This is a genomic window from Dyadobacter tibetensis Y620-1 (assembly GCF_000566685.1).
Lineage (GTDB): Bacteria > Bacteroidota > Bacteroidia > Cytophagales > Spirosomataceae > Dyadobacter > Dyadobacter tibetensis.
The window spans coordinates 1-11,534 of sequence record NZ_AZQN01000008.1; the positions used below are offsets into that span (position 1 = coordinate 1).

Annotated in this window: 12 protein-coding genes and 2 pseudogenes; 8 read left to right on the forward strand and 6 right to left on the reverse strand. The window is 37.9% G+C overall.

Going from position 1 to position 11,534, the window contains the following annotated elements:
• Positions 1-166: 166 nt before the first annotated feature.
• The 3 genes from X939_RS0117745 to X939_RS0117755 all read right to left on the reverse strand — a co-directional run bounded on the left by X939_RS0117745 (position 167) and on the right by X939_RS0117755 (position 3,886).
• Complete coding sequence (locus X939_RS0117745) at positions 167-994, reverse strand: abortive infection family protein (RefSeq protein ID WP_025764627.1); 828 nt, start codon at positions 992-994, stop codon at positions 167-169.
• A 169-nt stretch (positions 995-1,163) separates the two neighbouring features.
• The gene (locus X939_RS0117750; RefSeq protein ID WP_025764628.1) at positions 1,164-2,870 is read right to left on the reverse strand and encodes an AIPR family protein; all 1,707 of its coding nucleotides are present in this window, start codon (positions 2,868-2,870) and stop codon (positions 1,164-1,166) included.
• A 155-nt stretch (positions 2,871-3,025) separates the two neighbouring features.
• Positions 3,026-3,886: a DUF5677 domain-containing protein gene (locus X939_RS0117755; protein WP_025764629.1), complete on the reverse strand. Its 861-nt coding sequence runs from the start codon at positions 3,884-3,886 to the stop codon at positions 3,026-3,028.
• Positions 3,887-4,463: 577 nt separating this feature from the next.
• On the opposite strand from X939_RS0117755, the gene X939_RS24040 reads away from it, so the two are divergent.
• From X939_RS24040 to X939_RS23965, 3 genes and pseudogenes are all read left to right on the forward strand, one after another.
• The gene (locus X939_RS24040) at positions 4,464-4,754 is read left to right on the forward strand and encodes a DUF6088 family protein (RefSeq protein WP_131694782.1); all 291 of its coding nucleotides are present in this window, start codon (positions 4,464-4,466) and stop codon (positions 4,752-4,754) included.
• Between the two features lie 13 nt (positions 4,755-4,767).
• Positions 4,768-4,950, forward strand: a pseudogene (locus X939_RS24145) (DUF6088 family protein); the annotation flags it as partial.
• Positions 4,951-5,009: 59 nt separating this feature from the next.
• Positions 5,010-5,171, forward strand: a pseudogene (locus tag X939_RS23965) (IS481 family transposase); the annotation flags it as partial.
• An 8-nt stretch (positions 5,172-5,179) separates the two neighbouring features.
• On the opposite strand, the gene X939_RS0117775 reads toward X939_RS23965, so the two are convergent.
• The 3 genes from X939_RS0117775 to X939_RS0117785 all read right to left on the reverse strand — a co-directional run bounded on the left by X939_RS0117775 (position 5,180) and on the right by X939_RS0117785 (position 6,792).
• On the reverse strand, positions 5,180-5,380 hold the full coding sequence (locus tag X939_RS0117775; protein WP_025764632.1) for a hypothetical protein: 201 nt from the start codon (positions 5,378-5,380) through the stop codon (positions 5,180-5,182).
• Between the two features lie 176 nt (positions 5,381-5,556).
• A complete protein-coding gene (locus X939_RS0117780; RefSeq protein WP_025764633.1) occupies positions 5,557-6,135 on the reverse strand; it encodes a hypothetical protein in 579 nt (192 codons plus the stop codon).
• 96 nt (positions 6,136-6,231) lie between these two features.
• On the reverse strand, positions 6,232-6,792 hold the full coding sequence (locus X939_RS0117785; protein ID WP_025764634.1) for a hypothetical protein: 561 nt from the start codon (positions 6,790-6,792) through the stop codon (positions 6,232-6,234).
• A gap of 74 nt (positions 6,793-6,866) precedes the next feature.
• On the opposite strand from X939_RS0117785, the gene X939_RS0117790 reads away from it, so the two are divergent.
• The 5 genes from X939_RS0117790 to X939_RS0117810 all read left to right on the forward strand — a co-directional run bounded on the left by X939_RS0117790 (position 6,867) and on the right by X939_RS0117810 (position 11,533).
• Positions 6,867-7,262: a hypothetical protein gene (locus X939_RS0117790; RefSeq protein WP_025764635.1), complete on the forward strand. Its 396-nt coding sequence runs from the start codon at positions 6,867-6,869 to the stop codon at positions 7,260-7,262.
• Positions 7,263-7,272: 10 nt separating this feature from the next.
• The gene (locus X939_RS0117795) at positions 7,273-7,713 is read left to right on the forward strand and encodes a hypothetical protein (protein WP_025764636.1); all 441 of its coding nucleotides are present in this window, start codon (positions 7,273-7,275) and stop codon (positions 7,711-7,713) included.
• A 304-nt stretch (positions 7,714-8,017) separates the two neighbouring features.
• Positions 8,018-9,457 carry an ABC transporter permease gene (locus X939_RS0117800; protein WP_025764637.1) on the forward strand — a complete coding sequence of 480 codons (1,440 nt, stop codon included), beginning with the start codon at positions 8,018-8,020 and terminating at the stop codon, positions 9,455-9,457.
• Positions 9,454-10,845: an ABC transporter permease gene (locus X939_RS22620; RefSeq protein ID WP_025764638.1), complete on the forward strand. Its 1,392-nt coding sequence runs from the start codon at positions 9,454-9,456 to the stop codon at positions 10,843-10,845. Before X939_RS0117800 ends, X939_RS22620 begins: the two co-directional genes overlap by 4 nt.
• On the forward strand, positions 10,838-11,533 hold the full coding sequence (locus X939_RS0117810; protein WP_025764639.1) for an ABC transporter ATP-binding protein: 696 nt from the start codon (positions 10,838-10,840) through the stop codon (positions 11,531-11,533). Before X939_RS22620 ends, X939_RS0117810 begins: the two co-directional genes overlap by 8 nt.
• Position 11,534 lies beyond the last annotated feature (1 nt).

Below are 11,534 nucleotides of genomic sequence, written 5' to 3' on the forward strand. Positions count from 1 at the left end.
AGGGACTGTGTCGTAAACATAACACCTAACGTTTCGGGGCTTTGCGATGGTGGGGCAATCGAAGCACAAATCTTCAACTTTGCAGTTTCGCCCCACTATTGCAAAACCCTTGTTAGCGGTTCGGTTTTATTTTTCTAATTCTTTTTGCTTTCATTTTTTAGGTCGTTTAGAATGGCAGGTCGTCCGATAATTCTTGAGCTTTTTCTTGTTCATTAACCTTATTCATTTGTGTTTCTATAAACTCAATAAATTTTATTGTACTTGATATGTTATTAAAGATTAAAACACTTTCGTGATAGTTAAGAACAGGATTGTCGTGGGCAAAACTTTTATTGTTTCGTATGTCGTTAAATGCTTCAATGATGTTGATTGAGTATTTTAAAATTTTTTCTGACATTGACGATTCAATATGTTTCTTGTCCACAATAAACTTTACATATTTTCCAAATACAGCGTTTAGTGAGTCAGCTTTATCATAAGAGATATTGTGTTTGTCACATAATTCTCTTAAATATTTGAACGTGAAAGTATGAAGTCTATCTAATGCAACCTCGGGTTCATTTCTTTCAATACTTTCTCTAATTGATTTTGCAAGTAGTTTAAAGTCACGGTCGTCAGCATTTGGTTTGATTGCATCAATATGTTCAACAATACTCTCTTGTTTTAATCTGTCAGCGATTTTTACGCACTCTTTATAGAGATTTTCGTCATGGTGGTAGTCGATTTCGCCTGTGTGAACTTTTGAAAGCCAATAATCACAGAATGCAGATAACAATTTGCCAAATGTATAATTTGATTCAACTTTAATAAATTGCCTAAGTCGGTTAGCTTTTGAATTTGAACTGTAATGATATTTAGGGTCGTTAATGTCTAAACCAACAGCTTCACCAACAAACTCTTGAAAAGTTCGGTCGGAAAAGTCCATAACATAGCCACTTTTCATTCCCAAAAAGTTCTCAATGTTCGCTTTTTCTATGTATGTCAAGTCTGCCATTTTCTTTCATTTTTTGGGTCGCTCTAAACTGACCGCTAACGGTTTTCGGCTTGGCGATGTGGCGGATATTTAGCACAAAAGTTCAATGGAATTACTGCTGTTGAACCTTGCACAAATGTTTTATAGAAGCACTTCAGCCGCCATATTGCCAAACCGATGTTACCAGCAGTTATTTTTCAATGTAATCTATCAAATTTTTTGTTTTAGATACTAATTTAACGTCTTGTTTGTCTGCCTTATCAAAGTCAGCTTCCTCTATCACTTTACAACACTTCTTAAAGGCTTTAATTGCTTTATCGTCATCATATAAAATATCTAATAAAACTTTACAATATTGTTCCATTTTTTTGCTATTTAATCTTGGCATATCTTCCTTTTCATTCAGCATTCTAAATAGCATAAGTAAGTGAAATTTTACTTTTCTGTAGCTTGAATCCACTAAACCACGTTTAAATAAAGTTTCTAATTTATAATAAGCATAAGCACTTGTATAATATGGAAAATAAGAATGGTTATTATCAAAAATTTGAATTTTACCATCATTTAACTTCCTGACAATTGAACCGAAGTAACTTGTTACATTATGTGGTTCATTTAAAAACATACCAGCAAACGACTTAATTTGATATGGTACTGTTATTACTCTTGACTTGATTACAGTTGTGTCAGAATTATACTGTTTTGAACGTCTTTCATAATAAAGCTTGTTATCATTTTCATAAGAGTTATAAAATTGTTCTAAACTTCTTTGAAATTGAGTTAAAGAAGCCAATTGTTCCTTTTTAATAGGAGTTTGATTGTTTGTCGCTAAAGTAATTCTTGTTTTTATTTCATCATCTTCGGTTGCTATTAATTTAATTGGTATAACAACGTTAGGTGTATTAGTACTGTTTCTATTGTTATATAAAACATTACTTGTCTGACATCCATTTACAATCTGATAATCAGTAATTGTAAATTGATTACCAGTTGGAGAAATTTTACTGGCAACTATTGTTATTCCATTGTTTAGAACACTAAATATTTCTGAACCTTCGTTTGTAATAGTGGAAGCAATGCCACTATTAACATCATTATTTTCTCCTTGAAAATCTCTTACATTATCCTCAAAAACATTTAAAAGATTTTGGTCTTCATTCGCAACAATTTTCAAAAATTCTGAATATGGAATTAAACCGATGTACGCCTCTGATATTCCAGAAATTTCTGGAATTGTCAACCTATTTGTAAAAGTTATAGTTGTACTTACGCTTTCTTTTGTTTTTCTGTAATAAGTAGCTAATTCTCTTGCACCAATCGGTATAATATCAATTGAATCAAATAAGTTTGTGCTTTCTAAATCCTCTTTGCCAGATTCAATTATTGCAATCAAATTTGTATCACCAACCCATTTTCCTGTTGTAACATAAAATAATTTACAAGTAGGATTGTTTTTCAATTTAGGTGCATTATTATAGATGTGATTTGCTAAATCTGCGAATTTTTGCAACGATTCATTTCTTCTAAATTTGGGAGAAATTGAAAAGAAATCTTTAACACCAAAAATAAAAGTATTTAATTCGGAAGTTGAAAAATTGGAAGATGTTTTTGACTGAATAAAGGTAAAATCTACTTCTATTGTTCCATTTTTTTCAATAAGGTCATCAATTTCTTCTGTATTTTCAACTAAAACTCCGTTCACAATAATTGATATTCCGTCGACACCTGTATCATCACCATCACCAATTGTCACAAAGTTTAAGTCAAAAGTTTTATTATATTCATTAGAAATTATTGAATAATTAGCTAGTTTTTCAAAATCTTTTGATTCTCCTTGTGAAGTTAATTCTTCGGTTTCTAAAAGTTCTTTGATAAAGCTTTGTGTAATTCTATCCATAGTGTTTTTTTATAATTGCTGGTAACGGTTTCGGGCTTGGCGAAGGTGGCGATTTTCACCACAAATGTTGATGCAGAGAACCAAACTTTGATTAACCACAAATGTGTCTGCGGAGCACTGAACCGCCACTTTTGCCAAACCCGTGTTAGCGGTAGTTACTTCTCATGATTTCTAATTACCTTATTCAATACTCTAAAAATGTCACTAGGCCGATTAATATTTAACTCTTCAAAAGTCACTAGTTCAGGGTAAAAATCTTCCTCCGAGAATGACTTTTTAATTTTCTTGACAATTGTCATAAATGCAGCATCTAAATTCAATTCTGTTTTAAATGTCATGGAAAATTCCACAAACAATAGTGCAGCATAAAACTTATTGAACTGTTCGTAATACTTATGGAAATTCGAAGAGGAAAAAACGGTCGGCCCCCATTTACCGTCTTTATCTGTATCATACCATCCCATTCGTAAAAGTATATTGGGACTAAAATGTACCATCCTTGATGTTGCGTGGTAAAAGAAGTCATATAGTTGTTTTAATTCTCCGTCAATGGCCATATGCTCTACACTCGGGAAAATTCGGTCTTTACTCAACCCATTTTTTTGCATTATTGCTTTTAATCGGTTTTCTAATGCTTCAATTTCTGGTCTAGTATCTTCCTGCTTTGGGGAAATTTGGTCTGGAACAACTCGATTAAAGTATGCTGTCTGAGCCTCAATTGAGGTTTTCAGAAGATATTGCATATATATTAACATTAATTCATCCCTATCAGATGTAAAGTACTTTCTAAGGTACTTCAGAACTATTAGGTCTTCGCAAATACCTCTTAAAAATGGTGTAAGAAAAAATGAGTTTTCAATGGAATTGTCACTTTGAATGAAGTGATTATACTCTATACATTTTGCAAAAGCAGCCTTAATAACACAAACAAAACTTTCATTAAGGTTTTCTGTTGGATGAGAATTGTAGTTCTTTAATTTCTCAAACAGTTCTATAAATTCATCCTTAAAGTTCATCTTTCCGTGTTGTTTAATTACCGCTAACACTGTTATTTACGGCACTAGTTGCGTCTATATCGTATTAGTCAGTAGGTTTCTCTACAATTATATCGAAATTTTCAAGAAAACAAGCCGTGCATTGGGCGGTTTTGTTATTGGCGAACAATATATATTAATATATTGAGGTATACAAGTGCCAGGTCCCAGCTTTTTTTAATAACTCGAAGTTCCACCCCTTCTTGTAGAATATTCCGGGAGGTGGGATCCGTCGCGAAAGGGTTCCTCAGGATATCCACTGTATACCAGACATTTAAGACGCTTTTCTCCACCGCAGTTCTCAATACATTTTAAATGCTTTTGGTATAATATCCCCCCTCCTCTTTAATGCGGCTTTAGTCTGGTAATTCCAGAGAATGAAGTACTAATGGACAGAAACCAGCCCGATGCCAAATCATCAGATCCTTTTTTGAAATTGCCTCTCAAAGCCGTTGTAATCCTTACTTATTCTATACACCATACTTAAAATATATATATGGGCAATACGAATTACGGTAAACCATATACGTGTTTACCAGTACTTGAAAAAATTCGCTTTATGTCTCTAGTCAAAGTAGGAGTCGTTGGGCTAGCTTCCCATTTCAGCGACAAGAAAAAAAAGCCGTCTCAGATAAACGAGACGGCCGTATGGGTGCTGGTCATCAACGCTTCATCGCTAAAAGCAGAAAACCCTTCCTTTGTGATGATTAAGATGGGGAAACCAAGAATTTATAGAAGGTCAAAAGAAAGCCCATTGGTTGGAATAGTAATTCCGACTGTAGAAGAGGTCGTGGAGGCAATTGCAAAAAGAGACAAAACAAGAACATTCCTAGTGGGAGCTATGCACTGAGAATGCCCTTGGATTAAGTACACAGCTTCCAATGAAAATTGTCCTTTTAACCGATGGATCACCACGCGAAATCCCATTGGATTGGCGGACCATTAATTTTAAAAAGGTCCCGCCTAAGCATCTTCTTGCAAAGGGGAAAGTTAGCAGGCTGGCCGTACAAGCCCTCAAGGAACTTGGCGCAAAGGTTGCTCCGTAAGGATTAATCCTTACGGATCTGCCGGTTGTTCGCCTTTAACGAAGAGTAAGGAGAACAAAGGTGAAATTGAAACACACCGTCCTGGCTACCTTGGCACCCAAGATATTCATTACGTGGGTTATCTTAAATGGGCCGGGAAGATTTATCCCGGCGGGGAACCGCAGCAAATATTCTTAGATTCAAATAGCCATGTAACTTTTGCAAAGATAAATGATCGCAAGTAACCTCCTTAACGATCTGCCGACAATTTCGTATCGTCCTCCTTTCCTGAATCCTCTTCAGGAGAGGTCTTTTTCGCATTCTCAGCCGGATCGTTAGGCAGTGAACCCGTTTCTTCTCTTCCTGCTTTTTCGTAGGTACCCTCCTGGATTTTTATATTTAGCTCGTCAGGATTCTTTAATTTCTTTCCTGGCTCTTCTTGATTTTGCATAACGTATATGTTTGGTTAATACGATATACTGACTATCAAAATCCGTGCCAAGGAAAGTGGTTCCGCGAAGGGAGGCGCCGCAGCAGGTCTACTCAATAGAATTATACTAACCAGTGAATTTATAGCTGATATGCCGTTACCTTCATTTCTGAATCGTCGTAACGGAGAATGCCTTTCTAGGTTCCTGAGAACGGATAACGCTGTCCCGTCATTTTGTTTTGTAGAACAGCACTGAAGGAACAGGTAATATTAATGGCTTGAATACCGTAAGTGACGACCAACCTGGATTTAGGAGGTACGTTGAAAGTGACGCCTTCAGTACTGCGAGAGACTAGATTATAAGGCTTATGATTCACTTGTTGGTTAAAAGGAAATTTTTCGGGAAACAAATTCACCATACCATCCGAATTCCAATTCTGGGGAACACTTACCAAAAAGTCGTCCAGATTTACATCTTTAGGTAAAGCGTCCAAATTGGTCAGTTGAAATTGGGATGTTTTTACAAGTTCATTTAAATTACCCGTAAAACTCTGAACATTTACAGTCTGGCCCGGATTGTAATAGGTAGTGTCCTTCAAGGCAACACGTGTACTATCCATCATATCGCTGCTATCCATATAATACTTAAATTCCTCAATAAAATATGCTGCTGTCGCCGATTCTTCTGGCTCAACCTTATCAGACTTGGAACAGGAAGAGATTAGAACTCCGCCCAATATTGTCATCATTAATAGCTTATAATAGATACGGCGCATATACGTATTTGATTGGGTTAATAGGATAGCTTATTTAGGTATACATTGGTTACATTCAAATATAGTTATATTATTCTGGTTTTTCAATTTCACATTTTATTCCTGCAGTGTTACATCGTAGCCCTTTTGTAAAAGCACCCGCATGATCTCCTCTCTACTAGTCGTCTCCTTATGGTAAGTAATCCAAATACGCTTATCTTTTATTGCGAGACTACTAGTCCGGATCCCGTTTATAAGTGCCAAATCCTTCTTTACATAATTAACTTCAAATGGCTCATTAATTTTAATTTGTATGCGGCGATGGGTCTTAAAGAACTGAAATTGCTGCTGGGCAATCTGTTGATTTTCATTGTGGAAAGGTTCAAAATAACCTATAGCCAAGGTAGATGCCGCTACCATCCAGCCGATGTAATAAATCATTCGATCGGCATTCGAATGAAAACGCCCTTTCCCAAAATGATGCCGGATTAGTTTTATACTCAGATAAATCAACATACAGCTTTGAAGAAATAAAATATAAGGACTGTATTCTACCCAGAAAGAAAATTGGGGTAGTGTGCCGCCGGCTATGGCTAAAATAGGAACGAGGCAACATCCGATATGGGCTAGAAACAGGAGAACTGCTGCGGATAACGAGGGAATAGATTTGAAAATCATATCAATCTAGGCTTATGGTTTCATACATTTTGACAATATTTGCAACATTGTTGCATTTACTAAAGTTCATACCTATGAAGAATTTCATTTTCCCACCCGTATTATTAGCTCTACTGACTTTTTCGGGTTGCGCTCCTAAAAAAGACGCGAATACCTTGATTCAGGCGCATAAGCTCCACCTTGAATCGATCGCCATAGCCCAGGAGCTAGAATCTACCTTCCAGACTCTTCAAAAAAGGAATCTACCTACAGCCCATCGCCAGAAAGTGGACAGCTTAAACCAGCTTCTTCATTTATGGGAAGCGTCCCTGATTGAAGTTTCTGGATTTGACCATGAGCATGAGGGAGCACACGAACATAAGCCAGCTCCGCAGATGACAGAAGAATCCATGCTCGAATATCAACTTCAGGCGAAACAGGCTATTCTGTTGATTCAAAAAGATCTGGAAGAATTTAGTCAACTTAAATAATAGTAAGCAAATGAAATCGCTGATAACAGCCTTCCTCATCGGTAATGCCTTTTATTGGCAGGGTCTCAGCCTCCCCATGCTTATAGACTGGGATCGGCTGAAAGACGTAAGATTCGTGCGGAAACTTAATAAAGACGTCAATATGCATTTCTTATATCCAACCTTCGGACCGAAGGTTAATGCCTTGTCAGGAAAGGAAGTGCAAATTGAGGGATATATGATCCCGGTTGATACAGAGTATAATTTATATGTACTCTCGGCCTACCCTATGGCCATGTGCTTTTTTTGTGGAGGATCGGGACCAGAAACTATTATCGAGCTACAATTTAAAGACAAAAGACGCCGCTTTAAAACAGATGAGATAAAAACAATCCGTGGTAAACTCATTCTGAATGCCAGCAATATCGAGCATCTGAATTACATTCTCAAAGATGCGGTGGTTGAAAAATGAAACCCATCCAATATCTCGATGGCCTCCATTTTGGAGAGGTTTCAATAACCTAAGCTATCACCAGTCTGAGAAGCAGGAGATCGCTCCCATTACTCAGGCTGGTGATATTCCAGCATTTCTTTAGTCAATATGTCCAGCAAACCGGTCACGAATTTTGTGCATCATTGTTGCAATCTATTTTAATAAATTCTTAAATTGCAACAATGTTGCACAATCATAAATGTATTGAAATATGTGCCTTGTATTTTTCCATCTTTAATGCCTATGAGCACTCATTCTACCTACCTTAAATTTCTTTCCTAAGATGAATACTAGATTAATTAAGATTATTGCCCGACAGGAATGGGCTGCCTTTTTCCGAGCCAGACTCCCCCTCGGCCTTTATGCAGTACTCTTATCTATGAGTATTTTAGCTATCTATATTGGATGGCAATATGTTAACAACTTCAACGAGCACCAGACCGAAGCCAAAGAAGAGGTCCACGATCATTGGATGAAACAGCCAGACCGACATCCACATCGAGTAGCACATTATGGATACCTGGTTTTCAGAGAGAAATCGCCATTAAGTTTTTTCGATTTCGGACTAGACAGTTATGTAGGAAATTCGGTTTTTCTGGAAGCACACCGGCAAAATACGATTAATATGAGTGAGGCAGGTTTCTCCAACGGAATGCTTCGTTTCGGAGAACTTAGCATGGCTGTGGTATTCCAACTGCTAGTACCTTTATTTATCATATTTATAGGCTTTCATACCATTGCTGGTTTAAAGGAGAACGGCCTACTCAAAATATTACTTTGTCAGAAAGCTACCTTTCGAGATGTTTTGTTAGGCAAAGCAGCGGGAATAACCTTACTAACCTGGTTTTTATTTTTGCCCTTACTCTTTTTGGGCTTATTGATAGGCACGGTGTCTCATTCTGCTGGGCTCTCTACGGATGAGCTAATACGTATGGGGTTGATCGTTCTATCATATGGAATTTATTTCCTGATTATATCCATGATTGTAGTAGCCGTTTCTGCTATTAGCACCAATGCCCGAAATGCATTAATGGCTTTGGTACTTATATGGATTCTGTTCTATGTTATGGTACCGAAAAGTGCACAAAACCTGGGAAATACTATTTTTGTTGCTCCAGATAAAATAACCTTCGAGCAAGGAATAGAAAGTGATATTGCAAAAGTTGGCGATAGTCATAATCCCAACGATCCGCACTTTTCTGAACTTAAAGAATCCACTCTGAAGAGATATGGTGTCGATTCCATCCAGGCATTGCCCATTAACTATGGAGCGCTGGTAATGCAGGAAGGAGAAAATATAAGCTCTGGGATCTTCGATAAACATTACAATCAACTCATTCAGATCTACAAATCGCAAAACTCAATAGCTTCCTTTCTCAGCTTTATCGACCCTTTCCTGGCTATTCGGAATATCTCCATGAATTTATCTGGTACCGATTTCGAAAGTTTTACAGAGTTCCAAAAACAAACTGAAAGGTACAGATTCGAAAAAACACAAGCCCTTAACAAAATCCACCTTAACCAAATCAAATTCAAGGACGACAGTAAACAAAGGGTAAATGCTCAGAGTTTCCAGCAACAACCGGAATTTAAATTTCAACCTGTCCCCATTAAAATGAGCCTCCGGCATGGTGCAATGGGCATTTCCGCACTGTTCTTCTGGGTACTTGCCAGTTTCACTCTATTAAGTTTTATTTCTAAAAAACGTCAGTTCCAGTTATGAAATCCCGTCAAAAAATACTGTTTTTGGAATGCAAAAATTTCCTCATAGGAAAAGCGGTTATTTTCAGTGCCATTTGTCTTCTATGCTTTGGAGTCTATGGGTTTTACCATGGAAAAACAATTATTGACCGACAACAAAAGACCATTCTGTCTATATCTGATATTCAAAAAAAACATCTCGACCAGATCGCTTCTCATGGACGTGGCAAACCTGTAGGCACCACAGCCTATTATCCTTTTTTTTATACGTTTAATCCCGCATCCCCTTGGGCTAAGTTCTCAATTGGCCAGAGAGATATTAATCCTTTTACACTGAAGGTTAAAATGCTGGCTATTGAAGGCCAACTTTACGATGCTGAACTGACTAACCCCTTAACACTTCTGGTGGGCAATCTTGATGCTTCTTTTGTTTTTATTTTCCTTTTCCCTCTCCTGATTATTGCCCTTACTTATAACATGATCTCAGGAGAGCAGGAAAATGGTGTATGGAAAATTTTAAGAACCTCAACTACGAATATAAAGGCAGCGATTTTCTATAAACTGCTGGTCCGGTTCGCCTTCGTTTTAACCATGACCTTGTTGCTGTTTTTTTCGGGAATTTTGATTCTAGACCTTCCTTTAACTCAGCCTACTTTTCAATTAGGCCTGGTCTTGATGGTATATGTCATTTTCTGGTTTAGCTTATCGATCGTCATCGTTTCTTTGGGCAAGAGCACCTCATTTAATGCCACAACGATGGTTTCCATTTGGATTTTTCTTTGCATTCTGTTCCCTGGCGTCGCTAATATCATTGTGAATAGGAACATACCCATACCAGAAGCAGCCGAAACGACAATTAAGCAACGAGAAGGATATCATGAAAAATGGGATTTACCTAAAAAACCTACGATGGAGAAGTTTTACGCTGTGTACCCCCAATATAGGAAATATCCCATTCCTGAGGACCAGTTTTCTCCTGGATGGTACTATGCCATGCAACTTGCAGGAGATTTAGAATCGGCAAACTCTTCAGAGGTATTATTTTCCAAACTCAATCAAAGGCAAGAATTTTCTGAACGGTTGGCTTATTTCAATCCGATACTGACTGCCCAGCAGCTGGTTAACAAAGTGGCTAACACCGACCTAAGCAACCATATTCGGTACTTAGAGTCGGTCAAATGGCACCATAAACAAATTAGAGAATATTTTTATCCATTCATCTTTGAAGTTACCCCCACTGAAGCGATGGATTGGTCTGGTTATCCCAAGTACCGACCGGTAACGTATTCGCAGGAGGTTTTATCCTCAGGTATCCTGGTTATTATAATCTGGATCGCCCTAGGCATGGCCCTCTCCATTATACTCTTTTATAAAAATTTCATTCAAATCAAAGACCCGCAAAATGCTTGAAGCTACAAATCTTACCAAAAGGTATGGCAACCATACCGCTCTGAATCAGCTGAATCTGACCGTTGAGCCAGGAGAGATATTTGCCTTACTAGGCCAGAATGGTGCCGGCAAAACGACTACCATTAATCTGTTTCTGGGCTTTATAGAGCCTAGCGAAGGTATGGCACAAATCAATGGTGTTTCAGTCTCTGAAAATCCCGAGGAAATCAAGCAGTACCTGGCCTATATTCCTGAAACGGTAATGTTATATTCTAACCTTACGGGTCTTGAAAACCTTGAATATTTCTCCTCTTTAGCAGGATTTGAATACTCCAAAACGGAGCTTGCAGAACTACTTTCCACAGCAGGTCTGCAGACTCAGGCCTTTGACCTAAGGCTTGGAGGATATTCCAAGGGCATGAGGCAAAAAGTGGGAATCGCCATCGCAATCGCAAAAAAAGCGAAGGTACTGTTACTGGACGAGCCCACAAGTGGCCTGGACCCTAAGGCATCTAACGAATTTTCAACTATCCTGAAAAGTCTTGCGGCTCGGGGCACGGCCATTCTCATGGCCACACACGACATCTTTAGGGCGAAAGAGGTAGCCACACGCATCGGCATCATGCGAGAAGGTTGTCTGCAATCCGTCGTCCGCGCTTCGGATATTTCTGCCAATGAGCTAGAAGAACTTTATTTAAGGACCGTTTAAA

Coding starts and splice junctions, on each gene's coding strand:
- X939_RS0117745 (WP_025764627.1), bottom strand. CDS start 994: ATGGCAGACTTGACATACATAGAAAAAGCGAACATTGAGAACTTTTTG.
- X939_RS0117750 (WP_025764628.1), bottom strand. CDS start 2,870: ATGGATAGAATTACACAAAGCTTTATCAAAGAACTTTTAGAAACCGAA.
- X939_RS0117755 (WP_025764629.1), bottom strand. CDS start 3,886: ATGAACTTTAAGGATGAATTTATAGAACTGTTTGAGAAATTAAAGAAC.
- X939_RS24040 (WP_131694782.1), top strand. CDS start 4,464: ATGTCTCTAGTCAAAGTAGGAGTCGTTGGGCTAGCTTCCCATTTCAGC.
- X939_RS0117775 (WP_025764632.1), bottom strand. CDS start 5,380: ATGCAAAATCAAGAAGAGCCAGGAAAGAAATTAAAGAATCCTGACGAG.
- X939_RS0117780 (WP_025764633.1), bottom strand. CDS start 6,135: ATGCGCCGTATCTATTATAAGCTATTAATGATGACAATATTGGGCGGA.
- X939_RS0117785 (WP_025764634.1), bottom strand. CDS start 6,792: ATGATTTTCAAATCTATTCCCTCGTTATCCGCAGCAGTTCTCCTGTTT.
- X939_RS0117790 (WP_025764635.1), top strand. CDS start 6,867: ATGAAGAATTTCATTTTCCCACCCGTATTATTAGCTCTACTGACTTTT.
- X939_RS0117795 (WP_025764636.1), top strand. CDS start 7,273: ATGAAATCGCTGATAACAGCCTTCCTCATCGGTAATGCCTTTTATTGG.
- X939_RS0117800 (WP_025764637.1), top strand. CDS start 8,018: ATGAATACTAGATTAATTAAGATTATTGCCCGACAGGAATGGGCTGCC.
- X939_RS22620 (WP_025764638.1), top strand. CDS start 9,454: ATGAAATCCCGTCAAAAAATACTGTTTTTGGAATGCAAAAATTTCCTC.
- X939_RS0117810 (WP_025764639.1), top strand. CDS start 10,838: ATGCTTGAAGCTACAAATCTTACCAAAAGGTATGGCAACCATACCGCT.